The sequence below is a fragment of the Sphingomonas sanxanigenens DSM 19645 = NX02 genome, assembly GCF_000512205.2.
GTDB classification, from domain to species: domain Bacteria; phylum Pseudomonadota; class Alphaproteobacteria; order Sphingomonadales; family Sphingomonadaceae; genus Sphingomonas_D; species Sphingomonas_D sanxanigenens.
Map to the genome: position 1 here is coordinate 120460 of NZ_CP006644.1, position 15031 is coordinate 135490.

Sequence of the window (15031 nt, forward strand, 5' to 3'; positions counted from 1 at the left end):
GGCGCCCGGGGAGGCGTTGTCAGGGCTTATGGCCCGCACTGCCAGAAGCCGTTGACCTTCAGCAGCGCCTTCTCCTTCGGCGTGTCGTCCTTCGCCCCATCTGCCGGCGTATATGTCAGCCGCGCGGGCTGTGATGGGGATTCGCCGCCGCCGCGGGTGGGGGCGGTCGCCTTGACGGTGAAGGACAGGCCGTCGCCCGAGAAGCTCGCGCCCTTCACCATCGCGTTGAAGCCGCCCGCCGCCGCGACGCGGTGGATGGCGCCGCCGATGCGGACGATCGCGTCGCTCGGCTGGGTGCCGCCGACATTGCCCTTGGCCATCAGCAAGGTGCGGCCGCGGCCATCGGCGAAGCTGCAGCCCAGTTCGCCGCGCAGCGCGGTCCGCCGGTCGGCCGGGCCCAGTTCCTCGATCGCTCCCGGCTCCTGATCCTCGGGTCGTGCCGCCTTCGGCCGGCTGGTGTTGCTGATCTCGATCGCGCTGGTCTGCGCATTCTCGGCTTCGCCCGAGCAGCCCGCAAGCAGCAGTGCGGCGGTGGCGGCCGGCAGGCCGATAAGCATCCTGTTAGTCATGATGTCGTCCGTCGAAGAGGAAGGGAAGGGCCGCGCGCGGGTCAACGCGTGGGCGGCGGGATCGGTTCTCAGCGGACCTTGGGCAGGTCCATCACCACCACCTCGCCCGCCTTGCGGGTGATGCCGAAGATGCGGCGCGGGGCGGAGCGGTCCCAGGCCCAGGCCTGGCCTTCCAGCGGCGCGGCGATCGTCGCGACATGCTCCATCACCGGCCCCTCGCCGGGCGCGGCCAGCACATAGATTTCCGGCAGGTCGTGGCCGGTCAGGTAAAGCAGCCCGTCCGCGCCCCAGCTGCCACCCGAATTGCTCATCGGCGCGAAGCGCTCCAGCACGCTGTCCGGCAGGCGGTAGCCGCCGGTCATCCGCCACTGGTCGTCGAACGTGGCGACCAGGGTGAAGCGATGGTCACGGCCCGGCTCGCCGCCCTTGGTGTCATAGTTGGCGAAGCCCGCCCACCACTGGCCGTCGCGCTTTTCCACCCACGTCAGCGAGCCGAGCCGCATCCCGAACGGGATCGAGCGGATGTGGCGCATCGTCGCGGTGTCGAAAATCTCGACGCTGCTTGCCATCGGCACCTGCGGGAAGTTGGAATTGGCGCAGACGAGTTGCGCGTCCGCCGCGACGCAGCTGTTCAGATGACGGATGCGGCGCTTGTCTCCCACCCATTCGCCGAGCTTGCGGCCGCTCTGCTTGTCGTACTTGCCGATGTGGCTGTTGGTGATCGCATAGAAATGGGTGTCGTCCACCGCGACCCCCTGCCGCGCCTCGGGTGCGGTGTAGCGGCGGACCTCCTTCGCCTGGAGCTGCGCCACCGGCGGCGCCGCCGGCTCGCTGCGCGGGGAAGCAGGGGGCGCGGCAGCAGGGGACGGGGCGGGCTGCGCAGCGGCGGCGGCTAGCGCGGCGAGGGCGACAAACATGGCGTTTCTCCGGTCAGTGAGTGGCGGGACGCGCGGCGCGCGAAGAGGAACAGCAGCAGGCCGGCGGCGCCGCAGGCGGGCAGCCAGGTCATCACCGGCACCAGCACCCCCGCGCGATCGCTCGCCTCGGCGAAGCGGCTGACGTGGAGGATCTGGCCCAGCACCAGCGTCGCGACCGCGCCGGCGGTCTTAGAGGTGAAGGTGAAGGCGCCGAACAACCGCGTCGCCTGGCCGCGATGGCGATGCGCGATCGTGGCGAGGCGCGTCCACAGCAACATGCTGATCCCGCCCTGGCCGGCGCCGAGCACCAGCCCGGCGACCAACGCGGTGACGATACCGAATCCGGTGATCTGGAAGGCCGCACCGCCCAGCGCGAGCACCAGCGCCGCCTCCGCGAGCACGCCATCGGCGCTGCGATGGCGCGCCCGGGCCGTCCACAGCGGCTGCGCGACCATGCTGCCGATCGCGATCGCCATCATGAAGGCGGCGCCGTCGGTCGCCGCGCTGAACCAGTAGGCGGCGACATAGGGCTCCAGCTTGCCGACCACGCCGGTGGTGACGGTATAGGCCGCCATCATGCCCAGCAGCAGCGCGAAGCCGCGCCATTCGGGCATGCCGGTGTCGGTGGCGGCAGCGTCGGCGCGATCCTCGCCGGCGGGCAGCGGGTGCGCGGCGACGCGCGCGAGCAGCCCCGCGCTGCCGATCACGATCAGCCCGATGGCCATGCTCAGTCCCAGGAACCCGTTCCCCGCGTGCGTGGCGGGCAGCCCGCGCATCAGCAGCGCGAAGGCGGAGACGACGAGCAGTTGCGCGACGCCGGAAAGCACCAGCCGCGCCGCCGACAGCCGCATGCGCCGACGATCGTCGAGCGGAGCGAGGCTGAGGATCGCGTTCTGCGGCACGTCGAGCAGCGAATAGGCCAGCGCGAACAGCCCGAGCCCACCCGCGGCGAGCGCGACCTGTGACGGGCCCTCCAGCCGCGCGGCACAGGCGAACAGCATCAGCCCCGAGACGGAGGCGGCCGCCCCGCCGAACTGCGCGCGGCTCGCCGCGGCGAAGCCGGCGACATGGCGGGCAAGCGCACGGCCGACGACAAGGTCGGTGACCGCGTTCACCAGCAAGGCCGAAGCAAGGACGATGCCCATCAGATAGGGCGAGAAGCCGCACGCTTCGGTGAGGAAATAGGCGAAGAGCAGCTGGCTGCTGTGCCACAGCAGGCTCTTGCCGAAATGGGCCTGGCCATAAGCCCATTCGATGCGCGACACGCGCGGGATGGCCAGTCGTCGCGGCTGCACGGCGTGGGCGCTAGTGGGGAATTGCGACAGGGGGATGACGGTTCTGCTGAAGCCCACCGCGCTCGAGCGGGGGCGCTGAACTCATCGCTCCCCCGCGAACAGCAGGATATGGTTCGCCACCGGCCGTTCGCGCCCGACGACGCCGGTGTGGATCGTGCGGTTGAGCAGCTTCGGCTTCCGGTCCGGCCCCTCCACCGCGAGCGTCGAGGATCCGCCGCCGTCGAGGTTGATCGCGTCGCTCGCGCCGAGCTGGCGAAACAGCGCTGTCAGGCGCGGCAATGTCATGCCGAGGCTGTCGGGCTGGCGGCCGTCGACGGTGACGATCCACGCCGTGCGCCGGTCTTTCGAGAGGCCGAAGGCGGTGCGGGGGTGGGGTTTGATCGAATAGTCCTGCGTCGAGGGGATCGCCCGCCCGTTCGCCAGCAGGCGCGGGCCGGCGGCGACGCCGTCGGTATAGCCGGCAGGGCAGGCCTGGCCGTCGACGATCGTCGCGCGCGCGCCGGCGAAGCAGAGCATCGCGTCGACGCGTTCGTCGAGGCCGGTCTCGATCGGGGAGACGGTCCTGCCGTCCGCGATCGCCGCCCCCGAGACGTTCACCGGATCGCCTTCATGCGGATAATAATCCTCGCCGCCGCGGCTGCCGCCCTCGAAGGGCAGGAAATAGCTGGCGTTGATCGCGAGCTGCGCGTGGCGCGCCGCCATATAGGCGCTGGTCAGGTGCGCGACATGCTCCATGCCCTTGCCGGTCTCCGCCGGGGTGACCGCGAAGCGCAGGCCCGGGCGGGTGAGGCTGATCCGCACGACATGGACGTGCGCCGGGATCTCACCGGCGATGTCGCGGCGTTGATAGTCGATGCCGCCGAACAGGGGCGCTTGGCGGGTGGTGGCGCAGGCGGCGAGGGTGAGGAGGGCGAGGAGGGGGAGGGTGCGCACGATGACTGGCCTTGGTGGAGGGATGAGATAGCCCCCTCCCCTTCAGGGGAGGGGACGGGGTTGGGGAGCGACGGCGCGGGCTCGATGCCCCGTTGGCGCTGTTATCCGGCGTTGCCGGAAGCGCGCTGCGCTCGCCGTTGCACGATATGTCCTCCCCGGAACGGGGAGGGGGACCGCCGGCGAAGCCGGTGGTGGAGGGGATGGCGCCGAAGCATCCGATCACACGACAGTATGAGCGATGATGTCCGAGCCGGCCCCTCCACCACCGCCTTGCGGCGGTGGTCCCCCTCCCCGAGCAAAGCTCGGGGAGGAAAAGCGCTGGCCTTCTTTCACGCTCACCTCACAGGCGGAACGCCACGCCCAGCCAGAACTGCCGCCCGAAATAATTCTCGTCGCGCGTGCCGAAGCCGTCGAAGTTGCGGCGATTTTCGTTGGTCACGTTGCGCGCCTCGGCGATCACGTCGAACCGGTCGAAGCCGATGCGGGCCTGCAGGTCGAGCTGGTCGAAGCCCGTGTCGTAGCGGCTGGCCCTGGGGTCGGTGGCGCTGATCGCGGTGTAGAGCTTGCCGATCCGGGCATAGCTGGCGCGCGCCTTCAAAGGGCCCTGCTCATAGAACAAGGCGGCGTTGAACTGCCATTTGGGCTGCTGGATGAGCCGGCCGAAGCGGACGCCGCCGGGCAGTTCGGAGCGGCCGTCGAGCCAGGTGACGTTGCCCGACACGCCGAAATTGGCGAGGAAGCCGGGCAGGAAGTCCAGCCGGTTGCGGATCGCGCCCACCTCGACGCCGAACACGCGCGAGCCCGAGAGGTTCTGGGGCTGGGTGACGGTGTAGGCGGCACCGTCGATCACCGTCTGGCCCACCGTGGCGCTGAAGATATCGTCCTGGATATCCTTGTAGAAGGTGGCGAAGGTCAGCGCGCCGCCATTGCCGGGGAAATAATATTCCAGCGACAGGTCATAATTGTCCGCCTGGCGCGGCTTCAGTTCGGGGTTGCCGCGGCTCAGGGTGAGCGCGGTCTGGTTGAGCGTCTCGTTGGCGCCGAGCTCGCTGGGATTGGGCCGGCCGATCGCCTTGGCATAGCTCATCCGCAGCTTGAGCGCGTCGGTGAGGTCATAGTTGAGCGCGACCGAGGGCAGGAAATTCTCGTATTTGCCCTTGCGGGTGAGCGGGGTGAGCGTGCTGCCCGAGACGCGATAGCCATCGATGCTGGTGTCGGTGTGCTCATAGCGCAGGCCGAAGATCACCAGGTGCCGGTCGCCGGCATGGCGGGCGAGGGCATAGCCGGCCGCCACCTTCTCCGTGACCACATAGTCGTTGCGGCGCGCGTTGAGGGCGGTCGCCGCTTCGTCCAGCACCAGCGCGCCGGCATTGTCCGACTGGAAGGCATCGAACTTGCGATAGTCGATGATCAGCATCGGATAGTTGGAGAAGATCGGTACATAGTCGGTGGGCAGAACCACGTCCGCCAATGTCAGCGAACGGCCGGCGGCGAGGCGGTAGATCTGCTGCTGCGTATCGAAGTCGCGTTCATTCTCGCGATACTTGCCGCCTACGCCGATGCCCCAGCCCATGTCGCCCGGATCGGCGTTAAAGCGGTAATCGACCGCGCCCTCCCGGATGATGTCGGTGCTGTCGTCGCGATAGGGGTTGTAGGATCCGAAGGCGTAATTGGCCGGGTCGAGGAAGGTCGAAGCGTCATCCAGCTCGGCGGTCGGGATGCCCTTGTCGATCGCATAGTCATAGGCGTTCGCCGCCGAGGTCGGCAGGTTGAACTGGAGCTGGTTCGAATCCTCGAGGAAGGTCGCCTTCGACCAGGAGGCGCGGGCCTCGATCGTGTGATCCTCGCCGGGCTTCCAGGCGAGATCGCCCTGCACCACGGTCAGCGGCTTTTCGATCGGGAAGTCGTTGAAGCGCACGAAGCCGCCGGCGCTGCCGATGCGCGCGGTGTTGGTGCCGGTCGCGGTGCGGTTGGTGCCGGGGGTGAGCTGGTGCGACAGCCGCACCTCATGATCGTCCTGCCGGAAATGGGTGCCGCCGACCGAGAGATGCAGCGTATCGTCCGGCTGCCATTCCAGCTTGGCGGTGCCGCCATAGCGATCCACCGTGTTGGGATAGCCCTGATAGAGCAGCGAGGTGGCGACCGGCACGCCGCCGGTCAATGCATAGCCGCCGGGGTTGAACCGTTCCTGGTCGCGCCGCTTGCGGCTGAACGATCCGGTGAGGAGGATGCCGAACTGCCGATCCGGCCCGAAGCGGGTGGACAAGGTGGCGTCGCCGCGGAAGTTGAGGCCGTCATCGCTGTTGCGGCCGAAATTCTCGCCCGGCACGTCCTGGCTGTCGCCCGTGCCGATGAAGGCGCTCCCGACCAGATAGGTGCCCGGGCTGTCGAAGGCGGAGCGGGTGACGAGGTTGATCGTGCCGCCGATCGCATTGCCCTCGATATCGGGCGTGCGGGACTTGTAGACTTCCAGCCGCTTCACCGCGGTGGTCGGGATCGCTTCCATGTTGAGCTGGCGGTTGCCGCGCTCGGCGGTGGCGACCGCCGATCCGTCTAGCGTGCCGAAGGTGAAATTGGGGTTCAGGCCGCGAATGCCGACGTAGCGGCCCTCATCCTCGTCGAACACGGTCTGCACGCCGGGCAGGCGGCGGAAGCTGTCCGAGATATTATAGTCGGGCTGCTGGCCGATATCGTCGCCGGAGAGGAATTCGGCGATCTGCTCGGCATTGCGCTTGGCGGCGACGGCGCGGGCGTTCTGCGCGCCATAGCCGGTGACGACGATGTCCTCGGCGGCCGCGCCCGTCTCGTCCGGCGCCTGCTCCTCCGCCGCCTGTGCCGAGACCGTCGCCGGAACCGCGAGCGCAAGGATGGACACCGCGCCAATCATGGCGCGCTGTGCTGCACTGATCATGACTTCCCCCTGGTGAATTTACGGCGACGAAAGGCCGTATGCTCGTTCAATATCACTCTATGTAGGTGTTATATGTGACAAACCGGCGACGATTCGGCGAGAAAACCGGCCATGACACGTTGAATACGCGATCATAGCACGTCATTTGAGTGTTAAGTGACGGCAAGGCTTGATCCCGGCGGCGCGGGCGGCAAAGGTGGCGACGGTGGTGGGAGCAGCATTTTGGCGGCAAGGCTTGATCGGGCGGTGGATGCGTGGCCGGCGGTGACGACGACCGAGCGGCAGGTGCTGGCGCTGGTTTCGGGCGGTGGCGACGTGACGCAGAGCGACATCGTTGCCCGCACCGAACTCTCGCAGCAGACGGTGTCGCGCGTCGCTGGCGATCTCGTCGAGCGCGGGCTGCTGCTGCATGGCGAGCGCGTCTCGCGCGGGCGGCGCGGCCAGCCGAGCGCGCTGCTGGCGCTGAATGGGGAGCGGCTGTTCATGCTCGGCGTGTCGATCATGGCCGATGCGGTGTCCGCGACGCTGGTCGATTTCGAGGGCCGGGAACGGGGGCATGTCTTCGCCCAGCCGCAGCCGATGTCACGCGCGATGGTTCTCGAAAGCGTGCGCGCGGCGTTCGGCCGGCTGTGCGACGAGGCGGCGGTGGACCCGGCGCGGGTGCTGGGCATCGGGATCGGCATCACCGGCTATGCGCTGCCCGGCGGTCGCACCTTCAACCCGCCGCCCGCGCTGGACGACTGGGTGGGTACGGATGTCGCCGCGCTGTTCGGCGAGGCGTTCGGCCGGCCGGCCTGGGCGGACAATGACGGCAATGTCGCCGCGGTCGGCGAAAGCCTGGTCGGCGTCGGCCGCTGGGCGCGCAACTTCGCCTATCTCTACATCGCCACCGGCTTTGGTGGCGGGCTGGTGATCGACGGCCAGCTCATGCGCGGCACGCACGGCAATGCCGGCGAATTCGCCGGGCTGCTGCCGACGCAGCTCTACGCCTCCCCCACGCTCGGCCTGCTGCGCCACTGCTTCGCGCGCGCGGGCGAGGTGCATGAGACGATCGCCGACATGCTCGCCGCGATCGACGTCGACGCGCCGGCGGTGGACGACTGGCTGTGGCGGGTGGGCGACACGCTCTCGCTGGTGTGCGGCGCGAGCGCTGCAATCGTCGATCCGGAAGCGATCGTGATCGGCGGCCGCCTGCCGCGCGGCCTGGCGGAACGCATGATCACCCGCATCGACATGCGCCAGACGCCCCGCTGGGGCGTGGGCCGCCCGCAGCCGAAGATCGTGCCGGCGGAAGCGGAAGGCGACGCGACCGCGCTGGGCGCCGCGATCCTGCCGCTCAAGCTCAATTTCTTCGGGTAGATGGCAGCTTCAATAAGCGCCATCGAAACGTTCATTCTTACGCGACGTGGCGTCCTGAGCCCCGCGCGTGGACAGAGGAGACGTGCTGCGTTAGATGCTGCCGCCGTCGTACTGCTGTTCCGGCAACACCTTTGCGCCAAGCAATCTCAGCCGCTGCTTGGTAACTTCAGATAGCTCGCCCGTCGACAATGTGCGGCGGCTATCCGATATTACAAACACCTTGGCGTCCGCTACGGCCACCTTCTTCGCAGCCTCAAATGCCGCGAAGGTTTCAGCCTTGACCTTGTACCTCATAAAACATCCAACTCTGGTGCAGGCACCGAATACGCCCTATTTAGGGTTTTTGAGCCCGTCCGCCAACTCCAAATCGCGGCGGTGAATGTTGGATCGCCTACGGGCACTGGATCAGCCCCGCTCCTTGCGACGCTGGATGATGGCCAAGCGACTTCGCCGTGGAACAGATATGGGCAAATAATTCCTGTCTGGAAAGGGTCGGGCGATCGAGCGGGGCGCTGCGCGACATGATCAAAGCTGCCAGGCCGGCCGCCTGCGGGCAGCAGCCGCTGGTTCCCCACCCGACCGGCATGGTCCGAACGTCGCTGCCGAACAAAATCCGGCCATTGGCGGGTGTCATGCCTACCGCGTCGGGCTTGGCGCTTGTGCCGGGGCTTGGGTAGAATTGACCGAGCCCGCGACTTGAATAATACCACATCGCCATCCGCTCGTCGCATGCGCCGACCGTGAAGACGTCGTGCCGCCCCTTATGGAGCCAGATCGAGTTGGGCTCATGGGCGTGGGGGTCGCCGCCTGCAATGTCGTGATAATTGCCGGCGCTGAAGAACGGCATGACGCCGGCTTCGATCGCATCGTCCAGCGCAGGAAGAAAATCGCTGTCGGCGGGTTCGGGTGGTGGTGTTCCGGTCTTGCTGCCGAAGCTGTTGCTGGCGATCACCACATTGCCAGCTCTCGCCAGCGTGGTCAGCTCGTCATAGATCGCCGCCAACTCCAGATCGTAAAAGCGCGTCTTGCATGACATCAGCCGCGCATCCGGAGCAACCCCATCAAATTGCCCCCCCTCGGCTCGCGTCGCCGTGGCGATGCAAGCGCACATCGTGCCGTGACCCTGCCAGTCCTGCCAGGGATCGTCGCCGATCGGTGCCCACGATTGCGATACCCGTTTCCAAGCCGGAAATTCCGGCCGGGTTCCGTCGATACCTGTATCGACGATCGCGATGATTACATTGCGTCCACGCGACTGCGCCCATGCACTCCGTGCGCCGATCTCTTCGAGAACATCGTCGAGCGACGGAGCCTCGGCAGTGTCCGGTCCGAAGTTCAGCGGGTCGAAAAGATCCGTATCTTCAAGATCGTAGCGATAATCCTCAACCGCGGTAGCCCCATATTCGCGCTCAAGAGCTTCAATCTGAATCGACGCAAGTTCGTTGCCGTCGGCCAGATCGAAGCTGACAGCGTTTCTGCCGGCATGGTGCACCGCGAGTGGTACCGTGAGCTCGGTGGACAGTGCGGCATTCAGGTGATCGATACTTGGAAACTTCAGTTTCATACGTCGTCCCGTGTCAACGGGCCGGTCCAATACTGGAGGGTCGTCGATCATGATGCTTCCCCCTGCCCTGAAGATCATGCGAGTCGGATGACCACATCATTTCATTATCTTCTGGAAGATCCAATGGTTATTCATCTATGGTTGAAAGTCTGTTGCCGCTCGGTGCACGCATCGGCGAACCGCGGCCGCATCACACGCGCGCTCAGGCGGCGGGCAGCGGGACCATCCGGCTGGTCACGCGCGGCGCATAGGGGCGGCCGCTGCCTTCGACCAGGAAAACGCAGCGATCGGGCAGCGCCGCGGCGCGGCGGGATATGGTGGCGTTGAGGCGAACCAGCGTGTCGGGATCGTCGGCGATCTGGTTGGGCGAAAGCCGGGCGATATCCTGCTGGCCGAACAGCACCGGCACGCGGTCGGCCGGGCCATCGGGCGCCGAACAGGCGGCGATCTTCAGGTCGAGCGTGCCGCGCCGGTCGATCAGGTTGCGGAACTGGCCGGCGCGGACGTCGACCTGAAGGTCGACGCCGGCGTCGCGGCGGGAGATCGGCAGGCGCTCGACCGAAACGATGTCGATCGGCGCCTGGCCGCGATCGCAGCCGCCAACAGCGGCGAGGCCGGTAGCGGTCAGCAGGACAAGAAGCCGTCGCATGGCGTCAAGGTACGACATGCGGCGTGCGACTTCAATGCGCGCCGCAGCCGCCCTCGGAATTTGCCGATCCCGTCCGCGGCGCAGCGTCTCGGACCCCGGCGGCGGCTGGCCAAGTGCGCGCTGTGCAACTAGGGTAGGGGCCAGATCAGCCTCCAGGGAAACTCCATGCCCGTCCCGCCGAGCGCCGGCTTCCAACTCTCGTGGATCGCGCGGATGCTGCGCACGCGCTTCGATGCGCGCGCACGCACCGTCGGTCTCACGCGCGCGCAATGGACGATGATCGTCGCGGTGCGGCTGTCCGAAGGCGCGACCCAGGCGGAGGTCGCCTCGCATCTCGAGATCAACTCGGTGACGGCGGGGCGGATCATCGACCGGCTGCAGGCGGCGGAGTGGATTGAGCGGCGGCCGGATCCCGTCGATCGCCGCGTCAACCGGCTCTATGTAACCGCGAAAGCCGCGCCGGTCCTGGAGAAGCTCAGCGTGCTGGGTGCAGAGGAGGAAGAGGTCTCGCTCGCCGGCTTCTCCGCGGAAGAGCGCGATACGCTCATGCGGCTGCTCGGCCGGATCACCGACAATCTGGTCGCGGCGCCGGCGCCCAGCCTCCTGCCGATCGACGACTGCGGCGATGAGGACGAGGCCATTCCGGCCAAGCCGCTGACGCGCGCGGTCGGCTGAGCAGTATAGCGCACAAACGAAATCGGCCCCCGCCGCACGCGCTGGCGGAGGCCGCTTATCTTGCGATCACCGCGCTTATTTGATGTCGCCGATTTCCTTCTTGGTCAGCGATGTCGTCAATTTGCCATCGACAACCGACAGCGTGCTGGCGGGAACGACAACGAATTTGGAGCCGACGATCAGGCTCACGGAGCCGTCCGGACGGACCTGATCGACGCGGCCGAGGCGGACGTGGTTGGCGTCGCGAAGCATGGCGCCGGTGGTCGCAGCGGGCGGCTCGGCGAGGGCGGGCGCAGCGGACAAGGCGAGCGCCAGGGCGACGACGAAGAAACGCATTTCAAATCTCTCCCAAGATCCGGGCGGTGGTGCTGCCACCGATCGATAGCAAGCTTGCTATCGGCACGCTATCGGTGTGTCAAGCAACCTTGCTGCGGCGCAGCGTGGATCGCTGCCGCTGCCTACGAGACGGTCGTTGGGAACGTTCGGCGTCACCCGAAGCGTGGATCGTCCCACGCTAGCTGTTCATCCAGGCCCGGATGGTCCTGATCTTCGCTTCGTCGAGACGAACGCCGAAGTTGGTGTCCAGTCCGGCATCACCGGCAACGTGCACGCCGACGATCGTGTAGCCGATCGGAAGAGGCAGGTTGGCGACCGCCGCGGCGCCGCTTTCGCCCCGATAGGTGTTGATCCGGTAGAACAGGAAATGTTCATCCATACCGGTCAGCGGCTTGCGGTCGGTCCACATCGTGCCTTCGGGCTTGTCGCCCGGATAGCCGGTGATCTGGATTTCGCCGCGAAGCTCCCGGTCGGTCGCCGCGTACATCCCGAAAATGGAAAGATCGATGGGGTTGCGCAATCGTACGACGGCATAATCCTCGGTGTAGAGCGTATAGTCCTCCACCGGCACCGCGTTCGGATCGGGGGGCGACAGCGTGTAATAGTCTTCGGTGATGAAGAGCCTCGAGGCGGGCAGGAAGCCGTAGGGAACGACGTCGCCATTTCGTGCGGGCGCAAACCACACATTGCGTGCCCATCCGCCGATATCGTTGCCGAACACATTGTGTGCGGCCGTCAGCACATGCTGCCGATCGATCAGCGTCCCGGTGCCGCTATATTCCTCGCCATCGGGGAATTGCATGATCAGCTGCCCCTGGGGCTGATAGGGAAAGGCGGTGGTGTTGTGCACGCGCGTGCGGGTGTCGGGTGGAAAGACGATCGCCGGCAGCGGCGCGGTGCCTGCGCTGGCCGGCGACCGGCGTGGCCCGGCATAATCATCGCCGGACAGATCGCTCCATGCGCGGACGACATGATCGACAATATCGTTCATCCTATGTGCTCCGTCTGCTCGAGTTGTACCGCAGAGACGAGGTAGCTGGGGCGGTCGCCGAGCTTATCGATGATCGTCTGACGCACCTTGGCGTAGAGACCCTCGTTCAGTGTCAGGTCCAGCCAGGTGGTGTCGATGTCGTATTGCAGGCCCCAGGCGAGGAAGCCGGTGTTCGGCACCGCCGACTGAAATCCGCACAATGTCAGGCTGAGCGCGGTCGAACTCCCCGCCGACGGTGCGGCTGCGATCACGAAGAAGTTGCTCGCCGGGCCAACGACCGCGTCATTCCAGATGAGGATCGCGTCGGCCGTGGGCGGTAGCGCATCGCATGCGGCGATGCCCTCATCGGCCAGCCGCGCAGCTGTCCGCGACATGCGGGATGTCGCAAGCGCGGCCCAGTCCACGGCGCCGCGCGCCGTTTCCGACTTGTTCGATGTGCTTTGAACGATCCAGCCGACGATCGACAAGGTGCCGAGGAAGACTGTCGACCACTCCTGCGGCGCCGCCTTTCGATCGAACTTCTTGTCCGCCGCCAGTTGGCAAAACAATATCGAATTGGAAATATCTTCCAGCGCCTGTTCGGGTATGGACGCATCGAAGGTAATGAGCGCACCCGAATTGACCTGCGCCGAATTATCGCCTTTGCGCACCTGCGCGGGCAACCGGCGCGCTCCCGCGGTTCTGGTCGGCACGAGATCGGGCAGCGCAATCGAATCCAGGTTCGTTTCGAAGAGCATGGCCACCTCCGGGGGTCCCGGCCGCGCCCCTGCGCGGCGCGACCGGCACCCGGTTGGTCCGAATGGACCGAGCTGTTTGGGCAAATGCCGCAGCGACTTCGCTGCAGCCGCGGCGCGGTCAAATCTCGATTTCGGCCACGAGTTGCTCGGCGCGGTCGCCGAGCTTGTCGACGATCGCCTGACGAACCCGCGAATAGACGCTTTCGTTCAGCACGAACTTGTTCGCCGCGCGCTGGATCTGGATGCTCGTCGAATCCCAGGTCCACCACAGGAAGCGGTAATGGCTGCTCGTCGCGTTGAATTGCATGCCGTCGAGGATCATGACGACATCGTCATTGGCAAGACGATCCACAGGGAAGATCTGGAAGTTGCCGTTGTTACCGCTGTTGGAATTCGAATCCCAGATCAGCATCTGCTTGGAGTCGTCGGAAAGGCCCCGCAGACCTTCCATCGTTTCAGCGATCATCGCGATCTCGTTGGCGGTCGCGATCGCGGCCAGGATGCCGAGCACGGCTTCATCGAGCTTCACGGTCGTTCCGCCCGAGGTGTAGCTGTCGAACGCGAACGCCGGCTGGTTCCAGCCGATGCCGCCCAGGATATACGTATAGTGCGAATACCAATCCATCGGCTGCGTATTGCGATCGAATTTCTTGTCGGACGCAAGTTGAGCGAGCAACGTCGAGTTCTGAACATCCGCCTTGTTCTGACCCGAAAGATTTTCCGTAAATGAAGTCAGGCTTCCGGCGTTGACCTGCGCACTTTTTTCATTGTCCTGCAGCGTCAAGGATTTCGAGAACGGGCTGCTGGCGTGCTTCAGTTTCTCGAGGAACAGGCCGAGATCGCTGTCCGAAGGCAGCTGCAATTCCTTTACGAACGACACGGGGTTATCCAGGACACTCGCCATTTCAGTCTCCTCTCGGTGAAAAAACTATACTGCTCGGAAAGTCGTTATCCGACCTTACGCCATTATCTTTTGGATATGTCCGAGTCGATTTTGGTTATAACAGATTTCTAAAGGATAGATAACGAACAATCGTTCGAGATACTGATTGAACACATGGCGGATGCATTCGAACGCAGACTCGGAACGACTGAATGAATTTTAACACTATACAGTGTATCGCGCGATATTTCTGGACGTTCGTCCAGAATGCGGTGACGACGGAGCGCGTTCTGAAAGCAGCTCACCTGTTTTCGGCACATCCTCCGATCCGGAGATGGCGCAACGACCCGTCATGCCAAGCTGCGGGGCGTCAGGCGCACCGCCTTTTGGTGCAAGCGCCTGCCGAAACGCATCCGGGGCGGTTAGGGCGCTTTCGTCTCGGGAAACCCGGGCGTGCGTCGCCGCCGGGAACTGGTGGGTCCGCCGGGACTCGAACCCGGGACCTCTCGATTAAAAGTCGCTTGCTCTACCAACTGAGCTACGGACCCACACCAGTCCGATCCGCCGGGCAAATGCCGCGGATTGGAAGGCGCTGACCTAGAAGCGCCGGCGGCGCGGGTCAACGGGCTTTGCGTCGATGAGGCGCGTGCGGAGCTGACGCACGCTCCATCCGGTGGCGGGGTCGCGCCAGTCGGGAACGATCCTGGCGAGAGGGGCCAGCACAAAATCGCGCCCGCGAAAGGCGGCATGCGGTATGGCGAGTCGCCGGTCGTGCCACCGCCCGCCCGACCATAATATGATGTCGAGGTCGATGACGCGGGGCCCCCAGCGCCGACCGCGCCGCCGCCCGAACGCGCGCTCAACCGCTTTCAGCCGAGCGAGCAATGCGGGCGGATCGAGCGGGCTTTCGACCAGCGCCGCGGCGTTGGCGAAGGCGCGGCCGGCCGGGCCGAGCGCCGGGGTCGCGAGAATCGGGGAAAGCCGGATCAGCCGCGTGTCGCGTTCCGTGAGCGCGGCGGCTGCGGCGCGGATGATCGCGGCGGGCGCACCGTAACGGCCGTGGCGGCGGTTGGACCCGAGGGCGATGGCATAAAGATGGGGCACCGCCGCGCGGTAGAGCCTGGGGCGGGCCGCGATCAAGCCTTGCGCCTGCGCCGGAGGAACAGCGGCTTCATCGCCGGCAACGCACGCTTGCTTGCCCGGCGTACCCCA

At 66.1% G+C, this 15031-nt stretch carries 15 protein-coding genes and 1 tRNA gene; 2 read left to right on the plus strand and 14 right to left on the minus strand.

Translation table 11 applies throughout. The annotated features are described in order from the left end of the window. Nucleotides 1-26 precede the first annotated feature (26 nt). The 5 genes from NX02_RS00580 to NX02_RS00600 form a co-directional block, all read right to left on the minus strand. The gene (locus NX02_RS00580) at nucleotides 27-569 is read right to left on the minus strand and encodes a hypothetical protein (protein WP_158013842.1); all 543 of its coding nucleotides are present in this window, start codon (nucleotides 567-569) and stop codon (nucleotides 27-29) included. 68 nt (nucleotides 570-637) lie between these two features. Beyond that, the gene (locus NX02_RS00585; protein ID WP_039996336.1) at nucleotides 638-1486 is read right to left on the minus strand and encodes a hypothetical protein; all 849 of its coding nucleotides are present in this window, start codon (nucleotides 1484-1486) and stop codon (nucleotides 638-640) included. Then, nucleotides 1462-2781, minus strand: a complete 1320-nt coding sequence (locus NX02_RS00590) for an MFS transporter (protein WP_158013843.1) — start codon at nucleotides 2779-2781, stop codon at nucleotides 1462-1464. Before NX02_RS00590 ends, NX02_RS00585 begins: the two co-directional genes overlap by 25 nt. Nucleotides 2782-2862: 81 nt before the next feature. Next, nucleotides 2863-3714 carry a phosphodiester glycosidase family protein gene (locus NX02_RS00595; RefSeq protein ID WP_053000553.1) on the minus strand — a complete coding sequence of 284 codons (852 nt, stop codon included), beginning with the start codon at nucleotides 3712-3714 and terminating at the stop codon, nucleotides 2863-2865. A 340-nt stretch (nucleotides 3715-4054) separates the two neighbouring features. Next, on the minus strand, nucleotides 4055-6625 hold the full coding sequence (locus NX02_RS00600) for a TonB-dependent receptor (RefSeq protein WP_084717562.1): 2571 nt from the start codon (nucleotides 6623-6625) through the stop codon (nucleotides 4055-4057). A 222-nt stretch (nucleotides 6626-6847) separates the two neighbouring features. Here NX02_RS00600 and NX02_RS00605 point away from each other — a divergent pair, with 222 nt between their 5' ends. After that, entirely contained in the window at nucleotides 6848-7984 is a 1137-nt protein-coding gene (locus NX02_RS00605) for an ROK family transcriptional regulator (RefSeq protein ID WP_162232647.1), read from the plus strand. Nucleotides 7985-8074: 90 nt separating this feature from the next. Here the strand turns inward: NX02_RS00605 and NX02_RS00610 are convergent, their stop codons facing one another. From NX02_RS00610 to NX02_RS00620, 3 genes are all read right to left on the minus strand, one after another. After that, nucleotides 8075-8278 (minus strand): hypothetical protein, encoded by a 204-nt coding sequence (locus NX02_RS00610; protein WP_025290278.1) that lies wholly within the window; start codon nucleotides 8276-8278, stop codon nucleotides 8075-8077. Between the two features lie 97 nt (nucleotides 8279-8375). Further along, nucleotides 8376-9599 (minus strand): S8 family peptidase, encoded by a 1224-nt coding sequence (locus tag NX02_RS00615; RefSeq protein WP_158013845.1) that lies wholly within the window; start codon nucleotides 9597-9599, stop codon nucleotides 8376-8378. 151 nt (nucleotides 9600-9750) lie between these two features. After that, a complete protein-coding gene (locus tag NX02_RS00620; protein ID WP_025290280.1) occupies nucleotides 9751-10197 on the minus strand; it encodes a hypothetical protein in 447 nt (148 codons plus the stop codon). A 165-nt stretch (nucleotides 10198-10362) separates the two neighbouring features. Between NX02_RS00620 and NX02_RS00625 the strand changes: the two genes are divergently transcribed. Further along, nucleotides 10363-10872: a MarR family winged helix-turn-helix transcriptional regulator gene (locus NX02_RS00625; RefSeq protein ID WP_025290281.1), complete on the plus strand. Its 510-nt coding sequence runs from the start codon at nucleotides 10363-10365 to the stop codon at nucleotides 10870-10872. Nucleotides 10873-10947: 75 nt separating this feature from the next. On the opposite strand, the gene NX02_RS00630 is transcribed toward NX02_RS00625, so the two are convergent. From NX02_RS00630 to folK, 6 genes are all read right to left on the minus strand, one after another. Further along, a complete protein-coding gene (locus NX02_RS00630; RefSeq protein ID WP_025290282.1) occupies nucleotides 10948-11208 on the minus strand; it encodes a hypothetical protein in 261 nt (86 codons plus the stop codon). A gap of 178 nt (nucleotides 11209-11386) precedes the next feature. Then, nucleotides 11387-12199: a trypsin-like serine peptidase gene (locus NX02_RS00635; RefSeq protein ID WP_025290283.1), complete on the minus strand. Its 813-nt coding sequence runs from the start codon at nucleotides 12197-12199 to the stop codon at nucleotides 11387-11389. After that, nucleotides 12196-12936, minus strand: coding sequence for a hypothetical protein (locus NX02_RS00640; RefSeq protein ID WP_025290284.1), 741 nt, complete (start codon nucleotides 12934-12936; stop codon nucleotides 12196-12198). The genes NX02_RS00635 and NX02_RS00640 overlap by 4 nt, the downstream gene beginning before the upstream one ends. Nucleotides 12937-13054: 118 nt before the next feature. Beyond that, complete coding sequence (locus NX02_RS00645) at nucleotides 13055-13840, minus strand: hypothetical protein (protein WP_025290285.1); 786 nt, start codon at nucleotides 13838-13840, stop codon at nucleotides 13055-13057. Nucleotides 13841-14291: 451 nt separating this feature from the next. Then, nucleotides 14292-14367: transfer RNA gene (locus NX02_RS00650), tRNA-Lys, on the minus strand. 49 nt (nucleotides 14368-14416) lie between these two features. Beyond that, a complete protein-coding gene (gene folK / locus NX02_RS00655; RefSeq protein ID WP_245648726.1) occupies nucleotides 14417-14959 on the minus strand; it encodes a 2-amino-4-hydroxy-6-hydroxymethyldihydropteridine diphosphokinase in 543 nt (180 codons plus the stop codon). Between the last annotated feature and the right edge of the window lie 72 nt (nucleotides 14960-15031).

What these genes read in the sequence shown, in the direction of transcription:
- NX02_RS00640 (WP_025290284.1), bottom strand. Translation starts at nt 12,936, where the DNA reads ATGCTCTTCGAAACGAACCTGGATTCGATTGCGCTGCCCGATCTCGTG.
- NX02_RS00580 (WP_158013842.1), bottom strand. Translation starts at nt 569, where the DNA reads ATGACTAACAGGATGCTTATCGGCCTGCCGGCCGCCACCGCCGCACTG.
- NX02_RS00615 (WP_158013845.1), bottom strand. Translation starts at nt 9,599, where the DNA reads ATGATCGACGACCCTCCAGTATTGGACCGGCCCGTTGACACGGGACGA.
- NX02_RS00635 (WP_025290283.1), bottom strand. Translation starts at nt 12,199, where the DNA reads ATGAACGATATTGTCGATCATGTCGTCCGCGCATGGAGCGATCTGTCC.
- NX02_RS00600 (WP_084717562.1), bottom strand. Translation starts at nt 6,625, where the DNA reads ATGATCAGTGCAGCACAGCGCGCCATGATTGGCGCGGTGTCCATCCTT.
- NX02_RS00625 (WP_025290281.1), top strand. Translation starts at nt 10,363, where the DNA reads ATGCCCGTCCCGCCGAGCGCCGGCTTCCAACTCTCGTGGATCGCGCGG.
- NX02_RS00630 (WP_025290282.1), bottom strand. Translation starts at nt 11,208, where the DNA reads ATGCGTTTCTTCGTCGTCGCCCTGGCGCTCGCCTTGTCCGCTGCGCCC.
- NX02_RS00585 (WP_039996336.1), bottom strand. Translation starts at nt 1,486, where the DNA reads ATGTTTGTCGCCCTCGCCGCGCTAGCCGCCGCCGCTGCGCAGCCCGCC.
- NX02_RS00645 (WP_025290285.1), bottom strand. Translation starts at nt 13,840, where the DNA reads ATGGCGAGTGTCCTGGATAACCCCGTGTCGTTCGTAAAGGAATTGCAG.
- NX02_RS00610 (WP_025290278.1), bottom strand. Translation starts at nt 8,278, where the DNA reads ATGAGGTACAAGGTCAAGGCTGAAACCTTCGCGGCATTTGAGGCTGCG.
- NX02_RS00620 (WP_025290280.1), bottom strand. Translation starts at nt 10,197, where the DNA reads ATGCGACGGCTTCTTGTCCTGCTGACCGCTACCGGCCTCGCCGCTGTT.